This is a genomic window from Streptomyces sp. HUAS 31, from assembly GCF_028198125.1.
GTDB classification, from domain to species: Bacteria; Actinomycetota; Actinomycetes; order Streptomycetales; family Streptomycetaceae; genus Streptomyces; species Streptomyces chartreusis.
On sequence record NZ_CP116353.1, the window covers coordinates 2,868,300 to 2,893,157 of the forward strand.

The 24,858-nt window shown below is 69.3% G+C and carries 19 protein-coding genes and 1 pseudogene; 12 read left to right on the top strand and 8 right to left on the bottom strand.

Annotation, left to right across the window (positions count from 1 at the left end; genetic code table 11):
* Positions 1 to 482 precede the first annotated feature (482 nt).
* The 4 genes and pseudogenes from iscB (at position 483) to PGH47_RS12675 (ending at position 4,016) form a co-directional block, all read left to right on the top strand.
* Complete coding sequence (gene iscB, locus PGH47_RS12660) at positions 483 to 1,799, top strand: RNA-guided endonuclease IscB (protein WP_271663507.1); 1,317 nt, start codon at positions 483 to 485, stop codon at positions 1,797 to 1,799.
* Between the two features lie 56 nt (positions 1,800 to 1,855).
* Positions 1,856 to 1,954, top strand: a pseudogene (locus PGH47_RS43240) (N-acetylmuramoyl-L-alanine amidase); the annotation flags it as partial.
* Between the two features lie 160 nt (positions 1,955 to 2,114).
* A complete protein-coding gene (locus tag PGH47_RS12670) occupies positions 2,115 to 2,894 on the top strand; it encodes a DUF5336 domain-containing protein (RefSeq protein ID WP_271663508.1) in 780 nt (259 codons plus the stop codon).
* Between the two features lie 111 nt (positions 2,895 to 3,005).
* Entirely contained in the window at positions 3,006 to 4,016 is a 1,011-nt protein-coding gene (locus PGH47_RS12675; RefSeq protein ID WP_271663509.1) for an LLM class F420-dependent oxidoreductase, read from the top strand.
* A 15-nt stretch (positions 4,017 to 4,031) separates the two neighbouring features.
* Here the strand turns inward: PGH47_RS12675 and PGH47_RS12680 are convergent, their stop codons facing one another.
* From PGH47_RS12680 to PGH47_RS12690, 3 genes are read right to left on the bottom strand one after another with little or no spacing between them, the layout of a single operon-like run.
* Positions 4,032 to 4,760, bottom strand: a complete 729-nt coding sequence (locus PGH47_RS12680) for a hypothetical protein (protein ID WP_271663510.1) — start codon at positions 4,758 to 4,760, stop codon at positions 4,032 to 4,034.
* 31 nt (positions 4,761 to 4,791) lie between these two features.
* Complete coding sequence (locus PGH47_RS12685; RefSeq protein ID WP_271663511.1) at positions 4,792 to 6,354, bottom strand: VWA domain-containing protein; 1,563 nt, start codon at positions 6,352 to 6,354, stop codon at positions 4,792 to 4,794.
* Positions 6,351 to 7,688, bottom strand: a complete 1,338-nt coding sequence (locus PGH47_RS12690) for a hypothetical protein (RefSeq protein ID WP_271663512.1) — start codon at positions 7,686 to 7,688, stop codon at positions 6,351 to 6,353. The genes PGH47_RS12685 and PGH47_RS12690 overlap by 4 nt, the downstream gene beginning before the upstream one ends.
* A 160-nt stretch (positions 7,689 to 7,848) precedes the next feature.
* Between PGH47_RS12690 and PGH47_RS12695 the strand changes: the two genes are divergently transcribed.
* Positions 7,849 to 8,136, top strand: coding sequence for a hypothetical protein (locus tag PGH47_RS12695; protein ID WP_030944651.1), 288 nt, complete (start codon positions 7,849 to 7,851; stop codon positions 8,134 to 8,136).
* 50 nt (positions 8,137 to 8,186) lie between these two features.
* Here PGH47_RS12695 and PGH47_RS12700 read toward each other — a convergent pair whose 3' ends face one another.
* Genes PGH47_RS12700 through PGH47_RS12710 form a run of 3 tightly spaced genes read right to left on the bottom strand, consistent with a single transcriptional unit; the run spans position 8,187 to position 11,418 of the window.
* Positions 8,187 to 9,257 (bottom strand): prenyltransferase, encoded by a 1,071-nt coding sequence (locus PGH47_RS12700; RefSeq protein ID WP_271663513.1) that lies wholly within the window; start codon positions 9,255 to 9,257, stop codon positions 8,187 to 8,189.
* Positions 9,254 to 10,024 carry a class I SAM-dependent methyltransferase gene (locus PGH47_RS12705; RefSeq protein ID WP_271663514.1) on the bottom strand — a complete coding sequence of 257 codons (771 nt, stop codon included), beginning with the start codon at positions 10,022 to 10,024 and terminating at the stop codon, positions 9,254 to 9,256. Before PGH47_RS12705 ends, PGH47_RS12700 begins: the two co-directional genes overlap by 4 nt.
* Entirely contained in the window at positions 10,018 to 11,418 is a 1,401-nt protein-coding gene (locus tag PGH47_RS12710) for a glycosyltransferase family 4 protein (protein ID WP_271663515.1), read from the bottom strand. Before PGH47_RS12710 ends, PGH47_RS12705 begins: the two co-directional genes overlap by 7 nt.
* Before the next feature lie 210 nt (positions 11,419 to 11,628).
* Between PGH47_RS12710 and PGH47_RS12715 the strand changes: the two genes are divergently transcribed.
* Complete coding sequence (locus tag PGH47_RS12715) at positions 11,629 to 12,246, top strand: TetR family transcriptional regulator (RefSeq protein WP_107906833.1); 618 nt, start codon at positions 11,629 to 11,631, stop codon at positions 12,244 to 12,246.
* A 267-nt stretch (positions 12,247 to 12,513) separates the two neighbouring features.
* On the opposite strand, the gene PGH47_RS12720 is transcribed toward PGH47_RS12715, so the two are convergent.
* On the bottom strand, positions 12,514 to 12,747 hold the full coding sequence (locus PGH47_RS12720) for a ferredoxin (protein WP_125528684.1): 234 nt from the start codon (positions 12,745 to 12,747) through the stop codon (positions 12,514 to 12,516).
* A gap of 3 nt (positions 12,748 to 12,750) precedes the next feature.
* Positions 12,751 to 14,208: an aldehyde dehydrogenase gene (locus tag PGH47_RS12725; protein WP_271663516.1), complete on the bottom strand. Its 1,458-nt coding sequence runs from the start codon at positions 14,206 to 14,208 to the stop codon at positions 12,751 to 12,753.
* Positions 14,209 to 14,383: 175 nt separating this feature from the next.
* Between PGH47_RS12725 and PGH47_RS12730 the strand changes: the two genes are divergently transcribed.
* The 6 genes from PGH47_RS12730 to fxsT all read left to right on the top strand — a co-directional run bounded on the left by PGH47_RS12730 (position 14,384) and on the right by fxsT (position 24,853).
* Positions 14,384 to 15,412, top strand: coding sequence for an MBL fold metallo-hydrolase (locus PGH47_RS12730; protein WP_271663517.1), 1,029 nt, complete (start codon positions 14,384 to 14,386; stop codon positions 15,410 to 15,412).
* 456 nt (positions 15,413 to 15,868) lie between these two features.
* Positions 15,869 to 18,055 carry an FxsB family cyclophane-forming radical SAM/SPASM peptide maturase gene (locus tag PGH47_RS12735; protein ID WP_271663518.1) on the top strand — a complete coding sequence of 729 codons (2,187 nt, stop codon included), beginning with the start codon at positions 15,869 to 15,871 and terminating at the stop codon, positions 18,053 to 18,055.
* Positions 18,052 to 18,927, top strand: a complete 876-nt coding sequence (locus tag PGH47_RS12740) for an aminoglycoside N(3)-acetyltransferase (RefSeq protein WP_271663519.1) — start codon at positions 18,052 to 18,054, stop codon at positions 18,925 to 18,927. The genes PGH47_RS12735 and PGH47_RS12740 overlap by 4 nt, the downstream gene beginning before the upstream one ends.
* Positions 18,893 to 19,549: a TIR-like protein FxsC gene (locus PGH47_RS12745; protein ID WP_271663520.1), complete on the top strand. Its 657-nt coding sequence runs from the start codon at positions 18,893 to 18,895 to the stop codon at positions 19,547 to 19,549. Before PGH47_RS12740 ends, PGH47_RS12745 begins: the two co-directional genes overlap by 35 nt.
* Entirely contained in the window at positions 19,546 to 20,799 is a 1,254-nt protein-coding gene (locus PGH47_RS12750) for a TIR-like protein FxsC (RefSeq protein ID WP_271663521.1), read from the top strand. The genes PGH47_RS12745 and PGH47_RS12750 overlap by 4 nt, the downstream gene beginning before the upstream one ends.
* A gap of 28 nt (positions 20,800 to 20,827) precedes the next feature.
* The gene (gene fxsT, locus PGH47_RS12755) at positions 20,828 to 24,853 is read left to right on the top strand and encodes an FxSxx-COOH system tetratricopeptide repeat protein (RefSeq protein WP_271663522.1); all 4,026 of its coding nucleotides are present in this window, start codon (positions 20,828 to 20,830) and stop codon (positions 24,851 to 24,853) included.
* Positions 24,854 to 24,858 lie beyond the last annotated feature (5 nt).

A 24,858-nucleotide genomic window follows, 5' to 3' on the forward strand; every position in this document is an offset into this window, starting at 1 on the left:
ATCGCATCACAAGCCGTGGATCGACGCCCATTTCCTCGCTGTAACCCGAACGCACGACCATCACCCGACGATATCGTTTGTCCTTGCGTGCAGCGGCGACGGCAACGCCCAGCACGAAACACGAAGGACCTGAAGTCATTCACTCCCCGGCCTAGAGGCCGGAGCGCATCTCTGAGTTGAGAGTCGCGCCCCGTTTGACCAGCCCCAGTCATCACCACAAGGAGGTGCATCCGATGACTACGTTCAGTTCACGTGAGAAGACCCACCGCGCCGTGCTTCCTCAGCGGCGCGCTCTGGAATCCGCAGGAGCAGACACCCCTGGGAGTAGGGACGAAACGGCTTGCGGACTCCCGGCCACCGTGCCGGGCGCGGGTGCTGAACATGGGCGAGGGGAGATCCTGTCGGCGGGCACCCATCCGGCAGGACGTCACCCCTTTCCCGCTGAAGCGGGGAAGGGCGAGACCCGTGAGGGTCATCCAGCGGTGTTCGTTCTGGACAGACACCACCAACCGCTCATGCCATGTACGCCGGCCCGTGCCCGCAAACTCCTCAGTCACGGACGAGCCGTCGTGCATCGTCACGCCCCATTTGTAATCCGCCTCAAATACCGTACCGCCGCCACCTCGGAAGTGACCGGAGTTGAGCTGGGTATCGACCCAGGCAGCAGATTCACCGGCATCGCCCTGTTCCGGGCAGTCGACGAAGCGGACGCATCCGTCCGCCACGGCCTGTTCGCGATCGAGCTCGTACACCGAGGCGGACCGATCAGCGTCAGGCTTACCTCCCGGGCCACGCTCAGGCGGGCACGCAGGCAGCGGAACCGCCGTTATCGAGCACCCCGCTTCAACAACCGCGCACGGCCTGAAGGCTGGCTCGCTCCGTCCTTGAGGCACCGGGTCGACACCATCACCGCGTGGGTGACCAGGATGACCCGCTGGGCTCCTGTGCGCGCGGTGCATGTGGAACTCTCCGTCTTTGATGCTCATGCCATGAGCGCCGGCACGTCTGCATCCGATGCCGAGTATCGAGGCGGCACGCTACAAGGAATGGAGGTGCGTGAGTACCTACTGATGAAGTGGAACCGGGCGTGCGCCTACTGCGGAGCAACGAGCACCCCTCTCAACATCGACCACATCCATCCGCGATCGCGAGGCGGATCCGACCGTGTCTCCAACCTGACCCTCGCCTGCCTTCCCTGCAACAAGCGAAAAAGCAACATGCCGGTCGAGGACTTCCTCAAGAAGAAGCCCGCTGTGCTCTCAAAGATTCTTCAACAGGCGAAGACTCCACTGCGCGACGCCGCAGCGATGAACGCGACCCGTTGCGCAGTGCTCCGAGCGCTCAAGGCCCTACACCCAGACGTACGGCCGTCCACCGGTGGCCGGACAAGATGGAATCGTCGACGCACCGCAACGCCCAAAAGTCACACCCTTGACGCCCTGTGCGTCGGAATTCTGGCAAGCGTGGTGTGCCACCCCAGAGCCATTCAAGTGGTGACGGCAACTGGACGCGGTACCTACCGTCGCACCGCCCCCGACCGATACGGCTTCCCTCGCCTCGCCCTGCCCCGCACCAAGCAATACTTCGGCTACGCAACCGGCGACCTCGTACGCGCGAACGTCCCCACCGGCAAGCGCCAGGGCAGCCACACGGGCCGCGTCGCCGTTCGCGCCACCGGCAACTTCAACATCAAGACCCGCCATGGACTGGTCCAGGGCGTCAACCACCGACACGTCCGCCTCCTCCAACGAGCCGACGGCTACGCCTACACCACACGGGCCGAAGTCGCACATGCCTGACCTGTACGTATCAATCCGTCAACGGTTTCCAAGTCATACGGCTGTTCGCGCAGCGGCGCGATAACAAGAACGCGGCGCTGCTGACCAGCGGCGTGGGGCGCCGCAAGTGCGGGCGTGGAGTCTCTGAAGGGATCGTGAGTTTCCTGCGGGGGTAGTGGTCCACGGGCTGATCCCGGCGGACAACCTCGTCGGTCGGACGATAAGGTCGGCCATACGATGAGGGGCCACCCCCGCGCTTCACACAGGGGCCTGACGGCGACATGGTGACAGCGACGCCTCTACCGACGACGAGACGACCTACGAAGGACCTTTGAAGTGAATATCCGCTCCCTCACTCGAGGCGACGGCGTGGTGATCGGAGCAGCGGTATTGCTGTTCATCGCGTCCCTCCTCGATGTCGCCAGCTGCGACGGCCCTGACGCATACTGCAGCAACGTGCCGAACGCGTGGGGCTTCAACCTTGGCCTCGGGCTCGGCACCTACATGACTGGCGTGATCGGCGGTGCGCTCGTCGCGCTGGCCCGTCTGCTGCCTCAGCCGCGCAAGGTCGCGGGTCTTGACCTGGGACCCGTCGGTGTCGCACTCACGGTCGCGTCCGCCTGGGCCCTGCTGTGGTGGACGATCGACGTGGACGGTGTGGGTGCCGGACTCATCCTCGGCCTGATCGCCGCCCTGATCCTCGCCGGCGGCGCCATCGCCACCCCCCTCGTCCCCGCCCTCCAGGCCGCCCTCCTCCCGGCCCCCAGCCCCTCCGCTCCGCAGCCCTACGGCGGGCAGCCGCAGGGTGGTTACGGTTACCCCGGGGCCCAGCAGCCGCAGCCCTACGGTGGGCAGCCGCAGGCCGGGCAGCCATTCGGGGGTGGGCAGCCGCAGGCTCCCGCGCCGACCGCCGGTGGGGACTTCTCGCCGTTCTGGTTCGCCGTGCCCGTGCCGCGGCCCCTGTTCGCGGAGGACGGCTCGCCGGCGCCGATCGCCGAACTGGCGCCGGGCACCTGGTACCTGGCCGTCGAGCAGCGTGGCGCCACCCTGGTCGCGCAGACGCAGGACGGCCGTCGTGGTGTTCTCCAGGACACCTCGGGCATTCAGCGCGGCTGAGTCGCACAGCAAGCCGTACCGCGGCCCCTCACCCTTCCCGGTGAGGGGCCGTTGTCGTACAGTCGCCCTCCGGTCCAAAGACCTGACGATCCGTCAGTAGGAGGCAGGCTTATGCGGCTCGGGCTCGCACTCGGGTACTGGGGGCGCGGCCCCTCCCCGGACCACGTACCGCTCGCCCAGGAGGCGGAGCGGCTCGGCTACGACTCCGTGTGGACCGCCGAGTCCTGGGGCTCGGACGCCTTCACCGCGCTCACCTGGATCGCCGCGCGGACGTCGACGATCAGGCTCGGTACCGCCGTCGCGCAGATGGCCGCCCGCTCCCCCACGACCACCGCCATGCACGCCCTCACCCTCGACCACCTCTCCGGCGGGCGGATGATGTTGGGGCTCGGGCTGTCCGGGCCGCAGGTGGTGGAGGGGTGGTACGGGCGGCCGTTCCCGAAGTCGCCGCTCACCGCGACGAGGGAGTACGTCGATGTCGTACGCCAAGTGCTGCGGCGCGAGGGGCCGGTGGCGCTGGACGGGCGTTTCCACTCCCACCCGTACAGCGGGCCGGACGGCACCGGCATCGGGAAGGCGCTGAAGCCGATCACGCATCCGCTGCGGGCGGACCTTCCCGTGCTGCTGGGTGCCGAGGGGCCGAAGAACGTGGCCCAGACCATCCGGATCGCCGACGGCTGGCTGCCGTTGTACTGGTCGCCGAGCAGGCCCGACGTGTACGGGGAGACCGTCGCCGAGTTGCCCGAGGGGTTCCTCGTCGCGCCGATGGCCCGGGTCCAGGTCTGCGACGACGTCTCCGAGGGGCTGTTGCCCGTCAAGGCCATGCTCGGGTTCTACATCGGCGGCATGGGCCACGCGGCCCGCAACTTCCACGCCGACCTGATGGCGCGCATGGGGTATGAGGAGGAGGCGCGGCGGATCCAGGAGCTGTTCCTCAGCGGTCGTAAGGAGGAGGCCGTGCTCGCCGTGCCGGACGCGTTCGCCGACGAGATCTCGCTGGTCGGGCCGCGTGAACGGATCGCCGAGCGGCTGGAGTTGTGGCGCAAGGGGCCGGTGACCGATCTGCTGGTGCTCTCGCCCGACCGGCCCACGCTGCGTCTGCTCGCCGAGCTCAACTCATAGCTTCGGTAGAAGAGTTCATTGGAATACCGAGATCGGGTCCAGGGTGAGTTCGCCCGTCGTGGCGTTCCAGGCGCGTACCCGGCCCAGGCAGGTGGCGGGGAACTCCTCGTCCGCCGAGTAGCGGTCGACGCGGAACTCCTCCTCGCGCACCCAGGACCTCTCGCAGGTGATCTTCACCTGCGCGCGGGGTTCGCCGGTGCCGTAGCGGGCGCGCAGGACGACGTCCTCGCCGTCCCCGCGGACGGTGAACAGGCCGGAGACCGAGACGTACGTCCCCCTGACCGCGGTCAGCGGGGTGCCCCTGGCCTCGGTGCCGCGCAGTTCGTCGGCGAGGGCCGCGGTGAGGAAGAGCTGCCCGGTCGCGAGGTCGGCGTCCACCACCATGTCCCGGGCCCGCAGCCGGTCCATGATCAGGCGGATCGTCTTCATGGGCGTGTTGGGCTCCCAGTACTCCCTGCGCGTCTGCGTGTTGGTGTCGCGCTCGGCCCGGCCGCCGACGGTGAAGCGGCCGAACAGCCCGAAGCCGGTGGAGACGCTGGTCTCGTGGGAGACGTTCACGTCGGCCTTCGGTATGCCGAGGATGTCCGCGACGCCCTCGACCCGCGTCTCGTGGAGATAGATGCACATGCCGGAGAACATGCGGCCGTCCCGCACGCGCCGTCTGCGCCGGGCGGCCACCCAGCGGGCCACCACGTACTGCGCCACCACGGCGACGCACACCGCTGTCAGGAGCCAGACGACCATCCAAGGCCACCGCAGGCTCCACCACTGACTGTCAATGACACCCACGGATCTCCTTGAAGGCGTCGGAGAGGGATGACTCGTCGGCGTCGACCATTCGGCCTCCGGTCGCGCGGGCAGCCTTGTCCAGAGCCGCCGCGTCGGCCTCGCCGAAGTGGACGGGGAAGGTGGGCACTTCGCGTGCTTCGGCGCCCAGGCGCTCGTACCGGCGCAGGAACTCCGCGTAGGAGATGCCCGCGTTGCTCTCGCCGTCCGTCATCAGCACGATGGCGACGGGCCGTTCGGGTGCCTCGCGCACGGCGTCGGTGGCGATGCGGTAGCCGCGGTCGAGGGCGGACCAGACGGCGGTGGAGTCGTCGAAGGAGCCGGCGGCCACGACCTTGCCGAGGGCGCGCAGGTCGCCGTCGCCGCGCACGGTGACCGTGCGTTCCTGGAGGACCCGCCCGCCGAACCGTACGACGGTGAGGTGTTCGCCCCGGTAGAAGCGGGCGAACTTGCCGGTGGAGGTGGGGTCGGCGCCGCTGAGCCCGGCGAACGCGGCGCGCAGGCCGGCGATCCGCTCGCCGCGCATGGAGCCGGAGAAGTCGAGCAGGAACACCACCTGGTCGGTGGTGGCGCTCGCGGGATCGCCGTAGTCGGCGACGAGCCGTTCCACGACGGAGAGCCGGTCGGGGTAGGACAGGGCGTTGCCGACCGCCTCGCGCAGCGGCTCGGCCGGGGTGACGTCCTGGTTGACCGGGCGGCGCCAGGTGCGCCGCATCAGCTCGCGCTGCACGTCGTCCCGCAGCAGCCAGTCGACGACCTTGCGGTAGGCGCCCCGCTCGTCGGTGTCGAGGAGGAGCAGCGGGAAGTCGGACAGCACCATGCCGTCGTCGGGGTGGACGATCCGCAGGGGTTCGCGCAGTTTCTTCGAGGCGTTGAGGGAGAGCAGCTCCGACTCGTGGGCGATCAGCGCGTTCGCCTCGCCCTGATGGCCCAGGTAGGCGGCGATGAGCTCCCGCGAGCTGGCGCCGGTGAGGGTCTGGCCGGAGCGGAAGCCGCGCAACCGGTCGCAGGAGACGTCCTGTTCGCGCAGTGCGCTGCCGGTGCCGGCGGCGGCGGTGGCGACGCCGACGAGGGCCGCGCGCCCGGTGTCGCTGCTGCGCGGATCGGCCATCCCGAACCGTACGGTGCCGTCGGCCGCCGCGTCCGCGATGTCCGCCCAGGACAGCCTCGCGTCCGGCGACCGGGCCGTCAGCGTGTCGACGGTCCCCGGGGTGAGGCCGACGACCACGGGCGAGCGCATGATCGGCGTCGACTCGGGGCGGGCCGCCCGTTCGCCCTTGTCCTGGAGCCGCAGCAGGAAGGAGCGGTCGGAGGCCGGCCAGGCCAGGTCGTACGACGAGCCGCGGGCGCCGGACAGGTCGGCCGTGGCCCGGTAGTCCATGTCGAGCTCGACGCCGGTGTCGTCCTTCAGGTCGCCCAGCAGTGGTTCCAGGTCGGCGAGTTCGGGGCTGGCGAGGACGCGCAGGGTGACGTCCTCGTCTCCGCCGCCGCAGGAGGTGAGGGCGGCGAGCAGGGTCAGCGTCAGGCAGGCGGTGAGGGTGCGGCGCTTCACGGGGTGTCCCGGACGGCCGGGGGGCAGGTGCCCACGGAGTCGATGATCTCCTCCAGGACGTCCAGGTCGGGTTCGTAGACCTTGGTCTCGTCGCGGTTGGGTCTCGGCACCTGGATGCCGTGGTCGTCCAGGTAGCCGTTGAGCTGGTCGCTGGTGCCGTCCTCGCCGGAGAAGCGGACGCGGAAGCCCAGTTCGATGGCTCGCCGGCGCAGTTCGGGGTCGTCCTGGATGACGCGGACGAGCCGGTCGCCCTCGCCGCTGAGGGAGATGAGCTGGGGCTCGGTGAGGGCGTAGGGCGTCGGGTAGAGCAGGACGCGGTCGGTGTCGGCCTCGCCGTGCTCGCGCTCGTGGGCGATCTGGTGGGCAAGGTACTGGTGCTCGTAGATCAGGGAGATGGGCGCGATGCTCTCGCCGAGGTCGGAGAGGTAGCTGTCGGCCTGTTCGTCGGCCCACATGCCCTGGAGGTCGATGAGGGGTTTGATCTTCCGGGCGACGGTCCGGGCCTCCGCCATCGCCTTGGTCTCGTCGGCCTGGCCGGCGCCGGGTGTGCTGTCCCCGTTGGCCACGAACGCGAGGATGCTCAGGTAGGTGCCGGCGGCGTTGGACTCGCAGACGCTGGAGGTGCGCACCAGGACCCGGCCGCTGTTGCTTCGGCCGCCGGGCCGGTCGAAGCCGATGCCGTTCCAGGTGTCGGCGCGTTCGGTGACGCCGTCCCGGTCCTGATCGCCGGTCAGGGCCCGGTCCTTGGTGCCGACCCTGCCGTCGAGCAGGCCCATGAAACGGTCCATGTCGAGGTCGTAGTAGAGCGTCCGGCCGCCGGCGGCCGGGGCCGGGGGGGTGGCCACGCCCATCTTCTCCAGGGTCTCGGCGTAGGCCCGGAACGTGCCGAGCACCAGCGGTGTCACGAAGGGGCGCACCGAACGCACCGAGCGGTCCTGCCGGTCGAGGATCAGCTTGGCCGCGGGCTGGCCGGACGGGAAGACGGCGTCCATGCCCGTCAGGGACTGCGTGGCGATGCCGCGGGAGCCGAGGCGGTGGATGTCGACGCGCAGGCCGTGCTTCAGCAGCAGTCGCTGCACCTCGGGGTCCTTGAAGTAGTCGGACTTGGAGGCCATCCTGGCCTCGATCGTGACGACCCGGTCGAACGGCCGCAGCGCGTTGCCCGTGACCAGCAGGGCGATCAGCCCGGCCAGGGCGAGCGGAAGGGCGAGAAGGACGTGGACCGGTAAGCGTGCGCGAGGGCGGTTCCTGTCACGGGTGCGCAGTCGTGGTTCCTGCGCGGTGCGGGGTCTGTCGGCTTCGGATGTGGCGTGCGGTCTGTCTGCTTCGGACACCGGCCCTCCTGCCCTCTCCGGGAGGAGGATCGTCGATGTTCACGATGACCGGTGAACGACATTGCGGGGAACGCCAGTTGAACGTAGCGCCCCGTTCACGTCTCGGCTTCCCGTCGCACGCAGCAGGTTTCGTTCACGCATCAAGGGCAACCCGGAGGGCATGTCCCCTCGATATAGCGCCAACCAGGCCGGCCGGGTCATCGCGATCGTCGCCGATGTCATGGCCCTCATTCTGGGCCTGTGGATTCTGATGTATCTGCTGGACGCGAACCCGGCGAACGACTTCGTCCAGTTCGTCCATGACGCGGCCCGCTGGCTGGCCGGCTGGTCGCACGACCTGTTCACGTTCGACGAGGAGTGGGCGAGGGTGGTCGCCGGTTACGGGCTGGCCGCGGTCGTGTACCTGTTCGTGGGTCACGCCATCGCCGGCCGAGTGCACCGCCACTGAGGCGACCCGGGCGAGCCGAGCACGCCCGCGGTGGCGCACCCCGCTTGCCTTCAGCCGCAGCAGTCCGGGTCCAGCCCCGCGGGCAGGCGGTCCCCGCCGAACACGGCGCAGGTCGCCTCGTGCCCGCCGAGCGCCGCGACGGCCAGCAGCAGGGAACCGGCGGTCCAGGTCGTCAGTTCGCGGGGCCAGACGGCCTCGTCCTCGAAGACGTACCCGGTCCAGTACAGCCCGCTCTCGGCATCCCGCAGATGCTGGATCGACTGCAGGATGTCCAGCGCCCGGTCGGACTCGCCCATCGCCCACAGGGCCAGGGCGAGTTCGGCCGACTCGCCGCCCGTCACCCACGGGTTCGGTACGACGCACCGGACCCCGAGGCCGGGCACGACGAAACGCTCCCAGCCCTCCTCCATTCGGGACTTGGCCTCGGCGCCCGTGAGCGCGCCGCCCAGCACGGGGTAGTACCAGTCCATGGAGTAGCGGTCCTTGTCGAGGAACCGCTCCGGATGCCGGCGTATCGCGTGCCGCAGCGCGCCCGCGGCCAACTCCCAGTCCGGTTGCGGCTCTTCGCGCTGCTCGGCGATGGCGAGAGCGCACCGCAGGGCGTGGTGGATCGAGGAGGAACCGGTGAGCAGAGCGTCCGGGTTCGCCGTGCCGTCCTCGTCGCGCCGCCAGCCGATCTGCCCGCCGGGCTGCTGGAGTTGCAGGACGAACTCGATGGCGGCGTAGACGGACGGCCACATGCGGTCGAGGAAGGTGTCGTCGCCGGTGGAGAGGTAGTGATGCCACACGCCCACCGCGATGTAGGCGACGAAGTTGGTCTCGCGTCCGGTGTCGGTGACGTCGTCGAAGGCACCGTCCGCGTAGGCCGCGTACCAGGAGCCGTCGTCGTTCTGATGCGTCGCCAGCCAGGTGTACGCCCGCTCGGCCGCCGCGTGTTCACCGGCGGTGTCCAGCGCCATCGCGGCCTCGACGTGGTCCCAGGGGTCGAGGTGGTGCCCGCGGAACCACGGGATCGCCCCGTCCTCCCGCTGCACCGCGAGGATGCCGGCCACGGTCGCGGCGGCCTCCTCGGCGGTGAGGACCCCGGGCAGGACGAGGTGTTCTGTCCGGGGGGTGGTCACTTGGCGGCCGCCTCGGAGGTCTCGGAGGTCTCGGAGGTCTCGGACAGCCGCGGCAGGTGCGGCTTGGTCGCGTACGCCACGAAGCTCTTGCCGATCAGCGGGTTCAGCGCCTGCTCGGCGACCCGGGTGGCCAGCGGCTTCTTCATGATGTCCCAGACCAGCAGCTTGTGGTACGCCCGCACCGGCAGCGCCTTGTCGTTGTCGACACCGAACGCGCACTTGAGCCACCAGTACGGCGAGTGCAGCGCGTGGGCGTGGTGGGTGCCGTACGGCTTGAGGCCCGCACCGCGGATCTTCGCGAGGAGTTCGTCCGCCTTGTAGATGCGGATGTGGCCGCCCTCGACCTCGTGGTACTCGTCGGACAGCGCCCAGCACACCTTCTCGGGGCCGTAGCGCGGGACGGTGATGGCGATCCGGCCGCCGGGCTTGAGCACCCGCACCATCTCGGCGAGTACGCCCTTGTCGTCCGGGATGTGCTCCATGACCTCGGAGATGATCACGACGTCGAAGGACTCGTCGGGGAAGGGCAGCGCGAGCGCGTCGCCCTCCATCGCCGTGGCGGTGGCGCCCTCGGGGGCCTCGCCGGCCTCCTTCATCGCCGCGAACCACTTCGCGACCTCGCGGATCTCCTCGCCGTTCTGGTCCAGCGCCACGACCTGGGCGCCGCGCCGGTAGCACTCGAACGCGTGCCGGCCGGCACCGCAGCCGAGGTCCAGGACGCGGTCGCCCGGGGCGAGCGGGAACCGGGAGAAGTCGACGGTCAGCACGAGGCCCTGCCTTCGGGGTTGGATGCGGCGAGTTGCTTGGGGGCGAATGTCTGGGGGGCCGCGGAGCGGTCCGGTGTCGTGCCGGCGGAGCGGGCGACGGCCTCCCGGTACCGGGCCACCGTCCCCTCGGCGGCTCGCGCCCAGGTGAAGTGGCGCAGCACCCGCTCACGTCCGGCGGCACCAAGGCGTACTCGCAGTTCCGGGTCGCCCAGCAGCCGGCTCAGTCCGGCGGCCAGCGCCCCGGCGTCCCCCGGCGGCACCGCCAGACACGTCTCGCCGTCGCGTCCGGCGACCTCGGGAATCGCCCCGCCGGTCGTGGCGACGAGCGGCGTCCCGGTGGCCATGGCCTCGGCGGCCGGCAGGGAGAAGCCCTCGTACAGCGACGGCACGCAGGCGACCTCGGCCGAGCGGACCAGGTCGACGAGTTCGGCGTCGGAGATGCCCTTGACGAACTCGACGGCGCCTTCGAGGCCGTAGCGCTCGACGGCCTGCGCGACCGGGCCCTCGGTGGGCCGCTTGCCGACGACGACGAGATGGGCGTCGGGGTGCTCGGTGCGGACCTTGGCGAGCGCCTCGACGAGGAAGACCAGGCCCTTGAGCGGGACGTCCGCGCTGGAGGTCGTGACGATGCGGCCGGGGATCCGCCGGACCGACGGATCCGGCGAGAAAAGGTCGGTGTCGGCGCCGATGTGCACCACGTGGACGCGGTCCTGGGCGACGCCGAGGTGGTCGACGATCTCCTGGCGGGACGTGCCGGAGACGGTGAGGACGGACGGCAGGCGGCGCGCCACGCGCTTCTGCATCCGGGTGAAGGCGTACCAGCGCCGCACCGACATCCGCCGGCGCCACCCGTCCGCGGCGTCCAGCTCCAACTGGCGGTCCACGGTGATGGGGTGGTGGATGGTGGTGACGAGCGGGGCGCCGACATCGCCCAACAGGCCGTAACCCAGGGTCTGGTTGTCGTGCACGACGTCGAAGTCGCCGCTGCGGGTGCGCAGCAGGCGGCGGGCGCGCAGCGAGAAGGTCAGCGGCTCGGGGAAGCCGCCGGTCCACATCGTCCCCACTTCCAGGGCGTCGATCCAGTCGCGGTACTCGTCGCGTCCGGGCGTGCGGAAGGGGTCGGGCTGGCGGTAGAGGTCGAGGCTGGGGAGCTCGGTGAGGGTCAGCCGGCCGGCGTACTCCGCGCCCTCGTCGAGGACGGGGTAGGGCTGGGAGCCGATGACCTCGACGCGGTGGCCGAGGCGGGCCAGCTCGCGGGAGAGATGACGTACGTAGACGCCCTGGCCGCCGCAGAACGGGTTCCCTTTGTAGGTGAGAAGCGCGATGTCGAGCGGTCGCTCGCCGTCGGCGGCAAGGTCCTCCGAGGCCGCGGCCTCCCTGGCCCCAGCGGTCACTCCGGACCCCCTTCTCCCTGCACTGTCCCGCGAGATTACGCCGGGACGCTAATCTAGAACAAGTTTCAGACTTGATCGTTCAAGAGGCTCTGAATCTACCGGCAGGTAGCGCCGCTGTGAGCGATGGATCAGGTGATTCACGCCACGACCGAGGCCCTGGCATGCTCTGTCCGGTCACTCACCCTCACCGACTGTCACGGAACGGGATCCATGCCTGCGGAAGCCAGTAGCGCGAGCCCCTCCTCACCGCCTCTCACCGAGCGGCAGGAGGCCCGTCGCCGACGCATCCTGCACGCCAGCGCGCAGCTCGCCAGCCGGGGCGGCTTCGACGCCGTTCAGATGCGCGAGGTCGCGGAGTCCTCACAGGTGGCGCTCGGCACGCTGTACCGCTACTTCCCGTCCAAGGTGCATCTGCTGGTCGCCACGATGCAGGACCAGTTGGAGCACATGCACGGCACGCTCCGGAAGAAGCCGCCGCAGGGCGCGACCGCCGCCGAGCGGGTCGCGGAGACCCTGATGCGGGCGTTCCGGGCCCTGCAGCGCGAGCCGCATCTGGCGGACGCGATGGTCCGTGCGCTGACCTTCGCCGACCGCAGCGTCTCCCCCGAGGTCGACCAGGTCTCCCGGCAGACCACGGTGATCATCCTGGACGCGATGGGCCTGGAGAACCCGACGCCCGAGCAGCTCTCCGCCGTCCGGGTGATCGAGCACACCTGGCACTCGGCCCTGATCACCTGGTTGTCCGGACGCGCCTCGATCGCCCAGGTGAAGATCGACATCGAGACGGTGTGCCGCTTGATCGACCTGACGAGCCCGGAAGAGCGCTGACCGCCCCGCGGCACACGTAAGACCTACGAGACGGGTTCCCTTCGCCGGCATGGTCCGGATCAGGTGTTGGGGGTCGCCTTCCGGTCGTACGCCGCGTACGACCTTCCGGCCTCTCAGCCCGACCGTCGACGTCGGCACCGGCGGAAACCCTGTGTCTCTCGCCAGAGTCGGCTACTCCGGTCGGACTCCCTCACTCGCCTCGTAGGCCGACTTCCAGAATAGAACGAATGCCCGGAAATGAACCCGTCCAGAGGAAGATTTCTGGTGCTATTCCTCGGGCGGGAACACCGGCTCCCCGCTCCCGAGCAGGGTGATCACGATCGCCTCGACGGGGCAGCTCTCCGCCGCCGCCAGGATCCGCTCGTTCGCGTCGGTCTCCGGGTCGGCCGGATGGGACTGGCGGCCGGTGTCGAGGCGGAAGCCGTCGGGGGCGTGGTGGACGCACTGGGCCGAGCCGATGCACACCGACCGGTCGACCTCGACTTGCCAGCGGTCACCCATCCCCTACGCCTCCCAGCCGGCCGGGAGGTGGATCATCTTGTGCTCCAGATACTCGCCGAAGCCCTCGGGCCCGAACTCCCGGCCCAGTCCGGAGTTCTTGTAGCCGCCGAACGGGCCCAGCATGTCCAGGCTGAAGGTGTTCACCGAGTACGTCCCGGTACGGACCTGCCGCGCGATCTCGATGCCGTGCCCGGTGTCGGCGGTCCAGACGCTGCCGCTGAGGCCGTAGTCGGAGTCGTTGGCGATCTTCACGGCCTCGGACTCGTCGCCGTAGGGAAGGAGGCAGATCACCGGCCCGAAGATCTCCTCGCGGGCGATCCGCATGGAGTTCTCGACGTCCCCGAAGAGCGTCGGCTCGACGTACCAGCCCTTGTCCCGCCCCGCCGGTCGCCCGCCGCCGACCAGGATCTTCGCGCCTTCCTCCTGCCCGATGCGGATGTAGTCGAGGTTGCGGCGCTGCTGCCGCTGCGCGACCAGCGGGCCCACCTGGGTCGCCGGGTCGAGCGGGTCGCCGACCACCAGCGCGCCGGCCGCGGCGGCGAAGGCCTCGGCGAACTCGTCGTAGCGGGAGCGCGGGAGCAGGATGCGGGTCTGGGCGACGCACGCCTGGCCGTTGTTCATCCAGGCCGCCGGCACGACACCGGCGACGGTCGCCTCGACGTCGGCGTCCGGCAGGACGACGGCCGCCGACTTGCCGCCCAGCTCCAGCGTCACACGGGTGAGATTGCGGGCGGCGACCTCCATGACGCGCTTGCCGGCGGCCACCGAGCCGGTGAAGGAGACCTTGTCGATCGAGGGATGCCCGACGAGATACTCGCTCACATCACGGTCCGCGGGAAGGACGGACAGCACGCCCTCGGGCAGCCCGGCGTCCTTCGCCATCTCGGCGAGGAGATAGGCGTCGAGCGGCGACTCGGGCGAGGGCTTGAGGATGACCGTGCAGCCGGTGAGCAGCGCGGGTGCGAGCTTGGCGGCGGCGACGAACTGCGGGACGTTCCAGGGGACCACGGCCGCCACGACCCCGACGGGCTCGCGCCGCACGAGGATCTTCCCCAGCACCCCGTCGCGTGTCTCCTCGTAGGTGAAGTTCCGGGCGACCGTGATCGCCGCGTCCCAGACCATCATCGCGCCGAGGGCCTGGGCGAGGACGCTCCAGGAGTACGGGGAGCCGTTCTCGGAGGAGATCACGCGGGCGATCTCCTCGTGCCGAACGGCGATCGCGTCCTTGATGCGGGTGACGACCTCGATCCGCTCTTCGAGGCTCATCCGCGGCCAGGGCCCCTCGTCGAACGCCTTGCGCGCCACCGCGACGGCCCGGTCGACGTCGGCGGGCGAGGCGTGCGGCACGCGTCCGATGACCTCTTCCGTGTGCGGCGAGATCACCTCGATGACGTCCTTGCCCAGGGGGTCGGTCAACTCCCCGCCGATGAACAGCTGTCCGTGTTCCACGAGCTCGGTCATGGCCGACTGCCTTCCCGGTGCGTGACTCTGACGATCCATCAGATCTACGGCACTGATACCAGTTCCGTCCGGAGTAGTCCACGGACCGCACGTAGATGACTCGGGCTCCCATCGGAACCTGTTCTAGTTATAGTGATCGGGTCGGCCGGAACGTGTCGCGGCGATTGGGGAACCCATGACGCAGATGTACGACCACGGCGGCGGCGTGAAGTCGATCCGGGTCCCCATCCCCGACAACCCCCTGGGCCACACCCTGGTGTACGTCGTCGACACCGACCGGGGCCCGGTGCTCGTCGACACCGGCTGGGACGACCCGACGTCCTGGGACACCCTCGCCGAGGGCCTCGCGGCGTGCGGCACCGGGCCCGGCGAGATCAACGGCGTGGTGATCACCCATCACCACCCCGACCATCACGGTCTGTCGGGCAAGGTGCGCGATGCGTCGGGCGCCTGGATCGCGATGCACGCGGCGGACGCGGCGATCGTCAGGCGCACCCGCACGACCCGCCCCGACCGCTGGTTCACCTACATGGCGGCCAAACTCACGGCGGCCGGCGCCCCCGAGGACCACGTGGCCCCGCTACGCACGGCTCGCCGCCCCAGCACGATGCCGGGCTTCACCCCGGCCGCCCCCGACCGCGAGATCGTCCCCGGCGAACTCCTCGACCTCCCCGGCCGCCGCCTGCGCGCGATCTGGACGCCGGGCCACACCCCCGGCCATGTCTGCCTCCACCTGGAGGAGGACCACCCCGCGCGACTCCCGGGCCACGGCCGCCTCTTCTCCGGCGACCACCTGCTCCCCGGGATCACCCCGCACATCGGCCTGTACGAGGACCCCGACGACACGACAGTGACCGACCCGCTGGGCGACTACCTTGCTTCCCTGGAACGCATCGCCGCCCTGACCCCGGCGGAGGTACTCCCGGCCCACCAGCACACGTTCACGGACGCCCCCGCCCGCGTACGCCGGCTCCTCACCCACCACGAGGACCGCCTCACCGACCTCCTCACCCTCCTCGCCACTCCCCTCACCCCCTGGCAACTCGCCGAACGCATGGAGTGGAACCGCCCCTGGGCCCAGATCCCGTACCCGTCCCGCAACATCGCGATCGCGGAGGCGGAGGCACATCTGAGGCGGCTGGTGAAGCTGGGGAGGGCGGAGGCGGTGGCGGGGAGTGAGCCGGTGGCTTATGTGGCGGTGTGAGAACAGAAGGTCTGCCGGGTACCGGGACCGCTGTGCTCATGTCGCGCAGCAGTGCTCTTACCTGCACTCACAGGGCCGTTCTCCTCGAACGGGGTTGGCCGGAGGTCGTCTTGTCATGGGCCTTGCGCGAATGCAGCATGAAGGTGTCGAGTTGCCGACGCCGCTGCCGGAATACCCAGTACGGGACGCGACACAATTGCGGGTTCTAGGTGCTCCGGGGCGCATCACCCGAGGGGAACTGTCATGCACAGCGACGTAGAGAACCGCGCCGCCGCACGCGCAGTGGGTGAAACCCCTCGTGCCGCGGGCAAGGCAGACCACCCCGGTCGCGAGCAGCTCACGAAACTGAGTCTCCGAAGTGAGTCGGTCGTCATGCGCGCCACGTCGATCGGCGACAACGCCTCCGCAGGATTCAACTCCCACATCTGAACGGAGCGGAACGACGTGCCGGCGCCAATGGCAGCACGGCCCTTCCGGCAGTTCGTAGTGAAGGTTCACAGTCGGTGCGACCTGGCCTGTGACCACTGTTATGTCTACAAACACGCAGATCAGAGCTGGCGCCGCCGCCCCCGGGTAATGGCGCCGCACGTCGTCAGGGCCACCGCCGAACGCATCGCCGAGCATGCCCGGGCGCACCGGCTCAAGCGGGTCACCGTCGTTTTGCACGGCGGGGAACCATTGCTCGCCGGTCCCGAACGACTGGCTGCCCTGGCACGCGAACTGCGCCGTTCGCTGGACGGCATCGCGGTGCTCGACCTCCGTATGCAGACCAACGGACTGCTCCTCGACGACGAATTCTGCGCGCTCCTGGTACGTGAGCGCATCCACGCGGGCGTCTCCCTGGACGGAGACAGGGTCTCCCACGACCGTCACCGGGTGCGGGCCGACGGGGCCGGGAGCTACGACGACACGGTGCGGGCGCTTCGACTGCTCGGACAGCCCGCCCACCGTCCGGCGTTCGCGGGCCTGTTGTGCACCGTGGACGTGAACAACGACCCGGACGCCGTCTATGACGCGTTGGCCGAAGTACGGCCTCCGCGCGTGGACTTCCTGCTTCCCCATGCCACATGGGACCACCCGCCGGCCCGGCCGCGCGGCAGCACGGACTATGCGGACTGGCTGATCGCCTCGTACGAGCGGTGGAACGCGGACGGCCGGCCCTTCAGCGTCCGCGTGTTCGAGTCGGTGGAGGCCGCGGCGACGGGCGAGCCCGGCTTCACCGAGGCACTCGGGCTCGGCAGCCCCGACCTCCTGGTGATAGAGACGGACGGGGCGATCGAACAGGCCGACTGGCTCAAGACGGTGGCCGAGGGCGCCCCGGAGACCGGCTATCACGTCCTGGTCAACAGCTTCGACGAGGCCGCTCGACACTCCGGCTTCCAAGCCCGGAGCCTGGGCCTGGACGGGCTGTCCGCGCAGTGCCGGGCATGCCCGGTGGTGAACATCTGCGGCGGCGGTCTCTACGGGCACCGGTTCAGAACCGGCAGCGGATTCGTCAACCCGTCCGTGTATTGCGCCGACTTGCTCAAGCTCATCCAGCACATACGGTCGACCGCCCCCAAGACACAACGACACTCCGTGCCGCCGGCCGACATCGGCGCGCTCACCGGCGGCGGTGCGCTGGAGCACGCGGCCGTACTGCGTCTGTCGGAAGCACAGTTGGACCTGCGCCGCGCGATGCTGGCCTATCTTCTCCGCGCCGGCGTCGGCTCGCAGGACACCTGGCAAGCCTTGCTGGAGTTGGACGGCCCAGACCTGGACGCCGTGCTCGCGGACCCCGCGGTCCATTCCTGGGCGGTGGCGGCATGCTCCTCCGACGCGCACGGACAGGCGGCACCGGACACCGACCTCCTCGAAGGGCTGGCTCTGGCGACAGCCGTCCGCGCACGGTGTCGTCTGGAGCTCACGGTTCGAGTGGGCGCGGATGGCGTCGTGCCGCTTCCGTCGGTCGGCCGACTGCGTCTGCTGCCCGACCGCGGGTCCCTCGTGGCCGGAGACAGAGTCCGGTTGGGCACGAACAGCGGGCGCGTGTGGCGGGCCGACGGCGGCACGGCCAGCTGGGAACCCGTGCAACGCCTGTCGAGCGAGGGGTTGGAGGTGAGACTGCAGCGAGACGATTCCCGCACGACGGACAGCGGCACTCCGGCCGACCTCACGGCCACTTGGCGAGCGTCTCTGGCAGCTGCTTGGGGCGTTCTTGCCCGTCGGCACCCACACCAAGCCGCCGCGCTGGCGGCCGGGGTGAACACGCTGGTGCTGCTCGACAGCGCTCCGTCGGAGGACGCCTCCCGCCCACCCTTCGGCGCTCTGGCGCTGGCGCCGACCGACACCGAGCAGGACCTCGTCGCGGCCATGCTCCGAGAGTGGCAATACGCGAAGTTCGCAGCCCTCCGCGACCTGCTCGACCTGGGCGGCACAGGCCAGGAGGCGGCATTGCGACGGGCGTACGCCCGACTGGCCGTGGCCCGAGCATGGCACGCCCGTCGAGGACGGGCCGCCCGGGCCGAGGCGGAACTCTGGGGGAAGCAGACCCTCGCCGCGCTGGACGCCTTCGCCGCAGAGACCGACGCCCCCACTTCAGCCGGCCTGCGCATGGCAACGGACATCAGGACGGCCGCTCACTCGCTCATGACGGGCCCATGACGACGCCGTACACGGGTCCCGGGCTGGCCGACGACCTACAGGCACTCGGACTGCGGTCGGGCGACATCGTCCTGGTGCATTCCTCGCTGCGCCGCATCGGCCGTACCGAACACGGAGCGGCGACGGTCGTCGAAGGCTTGCGAGCCGTCATCGGCCCTGCGGGCACCGTCGTCGTGCCGACGTTTACGGCGGCCAACTCGCTGTCCTCCTCCACCTACCGCGAACGGATCAAGGGCATGACCCGGCCGGAGATCGCCGCGTTCCGGGAGACGATGCCCGGGTTCGACGCGGCCACCACGCCCAGCGATGGCATGGGAGCGGTCGCCGAGTGGGTGCGCCGTACGCCGGGGGCGCGGCGCAGCACTCACCCACAGACGTCGCTGGCCGCGTCGGGCCCACTTGCCGCTGCCCTGACTCGGGACCACCCGCTCACCTGCCACCTCGGGGAGTCCTCTCCGCTGGGGCGCCTCTATGGGCTCGACGCCCGTATCTTGCTGCTGGGCGTGGGCTTCGAGTCGTGCACGGCTTTTCACCTCGGCGAATACCGATTGCCCGACCCTCCCCTGCGTCGCTACGACTGTGTGGTCGCCCACGGACGGCAGGAGGGCGGGGAACCAGGGCGGCGATGGCTGTCATTCGAGGATGTGGCCTTGGACGACGGGGACTTCGCATACCTTGGGGCCTGGCTGGAGCGCCGACGCTCGGACACTGGGGCGAGCATCGTGCGGTGCGGTCGAGTGGGCGGAGGAATTGCCCGGCTCCTCCCTATGGCTCATTCGGTGGACTTGGCTGTGGAATGGTTCAAGGAACACCGCACGGCTGGAGGGGGCAGCGCAGGTGACCGAATCCCACTTATCGGGCCGCCCGGCTGACAGCCAGGATCTGTACTTTTTCCACAGCTACGCGCAGGTGCCCGGCGCCGCCGGCCTGCGTGCGCCGGACGAGCGGCAGGAGGCGTTCCATCAGCTGCTGTGCCAGTTCGTCCTGCAACTGACCACGCACGACGGGGAAACCCCGATCGGCTTCCTCGACAAGCGCATGCCCCTGGGCGGCGAGTGGGAGAAGAACCTGAAGGAGGCGCTGGCGACCTGCCGGGTCTTCATGCCGGTGTATTCACCCCGGTATTTCGCCAGTCACTGGTGCGGGGTCGAGTTCGACGGCTTCCTCCGGCGGCAGGCCGAGCACCACCGCAGTGAGCGCTACACCGTCAGCGCGATCCTCCCGGTGCTGTGGACGTCTCCCGGCAGGATCGTGATGCCCAAGGTCGTCGAGCCTTTCCAGTGGTACAGCCTCGATCTCGGAGACGACTACCGGCGCATGGGGCTGCTGGGTCTGATGGAGGCGGGCAAGTGGCGCGTCTACCGGCGAACCGTGTGGCGGCTCGCCGAGCGAATCGTCGACGTGGCCACGGCTGCCCGGCTCAAATCCTGCGACGTCAAGCTGTTCGACGATCTGAGCAACGTCTTCGCGCCACGTACTCAGGGGGACTCATGACGGACTCGACTCCGGTCTTCTTCCTCAGCTACGCCCGCACGCCAGGGCCCCAGGGGGCCGACGCCGACCAGCCGGTCTTCTCCTTCTTCGAGGAACTCGGGGAGCAAGTGGCCCGCCTCACCGGCGTGCCCGCGGAGCAGGCCGGTCATGTGGACCGTCCCGACGCTGCGTCCGATGGATGGCTCTCGAAGCTGACAGCCAGCAGTGTCTTCGTCCCGCTGTACGCGCCGCGCTACTTCACAGACCCGCTCTGCGGCCGCCAGTGGACTGCCTTCAAGCGACGCGTCGGCCCCGACTACGGCCGGGCCGTGGTCCCCGTCCTGTGGATCCCGCACCGGCAGGGCACCACACTGCCGATGGCCGTCCTGGACATCCCTCCCCATCTGCCGCGCGAGAGTGGGGAGGAGCAGCGCGCCCAGGACCGCTACTCCGAGTCCGGCCTCTACCAGCTCATGGAGATGGAGGATGACGACCAGCGCGCCTACCGTGCGGTCCTGGGACGACTCGCTCAGCGCATTGCGCGGGCGTGGGAGGACACTCCTCCGCGACCCGTCAGCATCGAGCGGCTGACTGATCGGCGTGGCCTGGTGGACGCCTTCGCGCTCCAACCGTCGAAGCCGACCCTGCGGATCACGGTGGTCGCGCCGACCGCCGGCCGACTCCCGCCGGGGCGTGAGGCAGCCTCCTACGGACCGGATACCGAGTCATGGCGGCCCTATCGCACAGCGCACGGGACGCTGACGCAGCAGGCCTTCGCTCTCGCCCGCAATCTCGGATTCGAGCCGGAGCTGGTCCCGATCGAGAAGGCCTACGAGAGCATTGCCCACGAAGGCTCCGCGCGAGAACCCGCCAGGCCCATCGCTCCCTCCGTCCTCGTGGTCGACGCGTGGGTGCTGGGCGATCTCCGGATCGCTGAGCAGGTACAGCACATCGTCCGGGCCAACCGGCCCTGGCTGGCGGTGATGGCGGTGCTGGCCGAGGACGACCCACAGACCCAGCGCGACGAGGCGCGGCTGCAGTCACTGCTGGAGACGACTCTGTCCCGGCACCGGCATCTACGGGAGATGCCTCGCACCGCTCGGGGTACCGCCGCACGAGGCATCCGGAAGGCCGATGCCTTCGCCTGGCTGTTCGCGGAGTTGGCGAAAAGCTGCTATTTGCGGTATCTCGATTCCATCCAGGATGTTTCCCCGCGCCCGTCGTCCGACCCGGCGCGGAGTCACGGGGTTCGGAGGCCAACCAGTGACTGACGAGAACGGCGCGGGTGAAGTGGCGGGGATGCCTACTTCGGGTCCGGAGGAAACGACCCGAGGAAAGGTCATCACCTTCTATTCGTACAAGGGCGGCACCGGCCGCACCATGTCGCTCGCCAACACCGCCTGGATCCTGGCATCGGGGGGCAAGCGGGTACTGGTCGTCGACTGGGACCTGGACGCACCCGGCCTCGACCGCTTTCTGCACCCCTTCCTCGACCAGGACCGGTTACGGACCGCGCAAGGCATCATCGACCTCTTCCTGCACTTCAACCAGACGGTGATGGAACAGCGCAGGCAGCCGGAGACACACGCACAGGACGAGTGGGAGACCGCCGAAGCGGCCTGGGTGGCCACACAGGCCCACTTCAATCATTGCGTCATCCCGATCGACTGGGCATTTCCGAACGGTGGCCGGCTGGACTACGTCTCGCCCGGTACGCAGAACAAGGAGTACCTGTCGGCGTACTCGCAGTTCGACTGGATGCGCTTCCTGGACCACACCTGGCACGGGCCCGTCTTCGTCGAAGCTCTGAAGCAGGAACTCACCCAGAACTACGACTACGTCCTGATCGACAGCCGCACCGGTCTGAGCGACGTCTCCGACGTGTGCACGGTGCTGCTGCCTGATGCCCTGGTCGTCGCCTTCACGCCCAGCAGCCAGGGGATGGACGGCGCACAGGCCGTGGCGCAGAAGATCGACAGCCTCTACGGGTATCGCGGGATCCGGATCATCCCGGTCCCCATGCGCGTGGAGGACGCGAACGGCGAGGCCGACCGGCTGGAGGCGGCGCGGGAGCAGATGCGGGCGAAGTTCGCCGACATCGTGCGCCGCCACTGCGCCCTGGACGCCCAGGAGTACTGGGGCAAGGTCGAGATCCCGTACCGGCCCTTCTACGCCTACGAGGAACTACTGGCCCCCTTCAGGGACGCCCCCGGCAGCCCTACCTCCATGCTCGCCGCGTGCGAACGGCTGACGGAAGTCATCTCCGGCGGCGATGTCACCGCGTTCCCCCGTTTGGACGACGCGGAGCGCAAGCGGGTCCTCGCGCTGTACAAGCGGCCCAGGCCACTGCAGAACACCGACATCCATGTCAGCTTTGTGCCCGAGGATCGCACCTGGGCCGACTGGATCGAGTTCACGCTCAAGTCCGTGGGTTTCCAGGTGCATCTGGTGTCCAACGGTACGACTCACCCGTCCGAACGCTCCGTCCCTGATCCGACCGGGAAGTCGGCCACCCGAACTCTCGCGGTCCTGTCCCACGCCTACCGGGACTCCGCGGAAGCACGAGCGGCGTGGGAGACGACCGACGCCGTCGACGGTCTGGGCAATCGGCGCACCCTGGTGACCGTGCGCGTGGACGACGTACGGATGAGCCCTCCGTTCTCCGATCGCGCCGCCGCCGATCTGGCCCGTTGCGGTCCCAATGAGGAGGCGGCGAGACAGGCGCTGCTGAATGCCGTGGAGGCCCCGACACAGCCGCTGTTCAGCCCGGCCGCCGCAAGCGACAGAGGCCCGCGTTTCCCGGGGGCCGAGCCCTTCGTGTTCTCCCTGCCGATCCGCAACCCGTCCTTCACCGGACGCGAGGAGTTGCTCGGACACCTGCGCGATCGGCTGCGGGCCGGTAACGGCACGGTGCTTCTGCGCGGCATGGGTGGCGTGGGCAAGACGATGCTGGCCCTGGAGTTCGCCCACCGCTTCAAGAGCGACTACGACGTCGTCTGGCACATCCAGGCCGATCAGCGAAACCTCGCAGTGGAGCAGTTCGCGGGGCTGGCAGGCCATCTGGAGGTCTCCGAGCGCAAGAACCCGACGGCGACGGCGGCCGCGGTCAAGGACGCGCTGCGTCTGGGTCGGCCCTACAGCCGCTGGCTGCTGATCCTCGACAACGTCGAGCACGTGAACGATCTGTCCGATCTGCTGGTGAGCAGCAAGGCAGGCCACGTCCTGATCACCAGTCAGCGCTCCGAGGGCTGGGAACGGTACGCGGAGATCGCCGATGTCGGTGTGTTCGAGCGCGAGGAGAGCGTCGCGCACCTCAAGCGCAGGCTCACCGAGTGCAGCACCGAGGAGGCCGACGAAGTGGCTTCGGCCCTCGGCGATCTACCGCTGGCTGTCGAGCACGCGGCCGCAGTGCTCAAGGAGAGCGGCCTTCAGACCCAGGAGTACGTCAAACTGCTCGAGCGCCAGCCCGCCGCCGACACGGCCGGTCTGAGCCCCGACGACCGGCTCCTCGACGTTTCCAAGACCTGGAGCGTGGCCATCGGGCAGCTCAACAAGAACTTCCCTCCGGCGGTTCAACTCCTCAAACTGGCCGCCTGGTTCAGCCCTGAGCCGATCTCCATGGATCTGCTGCAAAGCACGCAGATCGCACAGTCCCTCACCGGTCAGGGCAGCACACGCGATCAGGAGTTCCGGCCGCGCGCCTTCGACAGCACGGAAATGATCGCGCGCGCGTTCCAGGAACTGAGTCGACTCTCGCTCGCGACGGTGGACCGCAAGTCACGCAGTCTCCGCGTGCACCGCCTGGTGCAGATGTCGGTGCGCCTGAACATGACGGAGGAAGATCAGGAGGCCACGCGGGACGTCGTCTTCCGCACCTTGGTGGCCGCCCGTCCCGAACAGGACGACCCCGAGGACCACAACACCTGGGAGCGCTACCGCATCATCTGGCCTCACCTGGGAACTTCTTGGGCCCTGGCAGCACCCGACTACGGCATCCGCAAGCTGATCGTGGACCGAGTTCGCCAGTTGCGCCGCCGCGGCGAGCTGAAGCAGGCGTACGACCTGAGCACGCGCGTGCATCAGGGCTGGCTGGAACACAGCGGACCCGACGAACGCTGGGTGCTGCACATGGGCTTCCAGATCGCCAACATCCTTCGTGCCCAGGGCAGATACCAAGAGGCCCTGGAACTGGACATGGATGTACTGCACCGCCAGGAAGCGGCCCTGGACAGCCCGCACGACCTCCACATCCTCATGACGTCCGGCGGTGTGGCTGCCGACCTGCGCGGTCTGGGCCGCTACAGCGAGGCGCTGGAACGCGACCGGCTCAACCACGAGCAGTTCCTGGAGTTGTTCGGCGAAGACCATCCGCGCAGCCTCATTGCGGCCAACAATTACGCGGTATGTCTGCGGGTGTTGGGGCAGTACACGGACGCGCTGCGGCTGGACCGCAAGACCATGGAGACCCGGAACAAGATCCTCGGCCCGGAACATGCCTACACCCGGGCATCAACCATCAGTTACGCCCGCGATCTCCTCGACTGCGGCGACTACGCCGGATCCGAGCTTCCGTTGCGGCGGACCTACGACCAATGCCTCTCCCATCAGCAGTTCGGGCCGTCCGCTCCCACCACCATCAACGCGGGCAAAGCGCTGTCGGGTGCCCTGCACCAGATGGGCCGGGCCCAGGAAGCGGAGGACCTGACACGCACGGTGCTGTCCAACCTTCCCTCCGAGGAAGGGTCGGCCTCGCCCAACCGGCTGCTGCTCCACCTGGGCCTGGCCGGGATCCTGGGCGCGCAGGGTCGTACCGAAGAGGCCCTCGAGCTGGCCCGCCGGGTCCTGGACGACTGCCGTCGGTTCTTCCAAGACCAACACCCCTACACAGCAGCCTGCTACGCGAACCTGGCCGTACTGCTCTACACGGCCAACGAGGCGGCTTCCTCACTGGCACACGCCGAGCAAGCCGCAAGGGTCTTCGCGGCGATCTTCGACGACGACCACCCGTTCACCCTGATGTGCCGGGTGAACCTGGCCAATGCCCAGGCCGCACTGGGGCAGCGTGGACGGGCCCGCGCTACCTACGAGGAGGTACTGGACCGGCTTCGCGATGTCCTCAACGACGACCAGCACCCCGCCCCACTGGTCTGCGCGGCCAACCTGGCAGTGGTCCTGAACGAGTTGGGAGAGAGCGAGGCGGCCGACCGGCTGCGTGAGGAAGTGCTGGGCGCGATCACCGCGCGGCTCGGGGCCGATCATCCCCGCGCTCTGGCCCTGCGCGAGTGGAGTCGGTCGGGCTGGGAGTTCGACCCGCACCCGATCTGATCTGC

Coding starts and splice junctions, on each gene's coding strand:
- PGH47_RS12675 (WP_271663509.1), top strand. CDS start 3,006: ATGCGGCTCGGGCTCGCACTCGGGTACTGGGGGCGCGGCCCCTCCCCG.
- PGH47_RS12680 (WP_271663510.1), bottom strand. CDS start 4,760: ATGGTCGTCTGGCTCCTGACAGCGGTGTGCGTCGCCGTGGTGGCGCAG.
- PGH47_RS12695 (WP_030944651.1), top strand. CDS start 7,849: ATGTCCCCTCGATATAGCGCCAACCAGGCCGGCCGGGTCATCGCGATC.
- PGH47_RS12715 (WP_107906833.1), top strand. CDS start 11,629: ATGCCTGCGGAAGCCAGTAGCGCGAGCCCCTCCTCACCGCCTCTCACC.
- PGH47_RS12720 (WP_125528684.1), bottom strand. CDS start 12,747: ATGGGTGACCGCTGGCAAGTCGAGGTCGACCGGTCGGTGTGCATCGGC.
- PGH47_RS12725 (WP_271663516.1), bottom strand. CDS start 14,208: ATGACCGAGCTCGTGGAACACGGACAGCTGTTCATCGGCGGGGAGTTG.
- PGH47_RS12730 (WP_271663517.1), top strand. CDS start 14,384: ATGACGCAGATGTACGACCACGGCGGCGGCGTGAAGTCGATCCGGGTC.
- PGH47_RS12735 (WP_271663518.1), top strand. CDS start 15,869: ATGGCAGCACGGCCCTTCCGGCAGTTCGTAGTGAAGGTTCACAGTCGG.
- PGH47_RS12740 (WP_271663519.1), top strand. CDS start 18,052: ATGACGACGCCGTACACGGGTCCCGGGCTGGCCGACGACCTACAGGCA.
- PGH47_RS12750 (WP_271663521.1), top strand. CDS start 19,546: ATGACGGACTCGACTCCGGTCTTCTTCCTCAGCTACGCCCGCACGCCA.
- fxsT (WP_271663522.1), top strand. CDS start 20,828: ATGCCTACTTCGGGTCCGGAGGAAACGACCCGAGGAAAGGTCATCACC.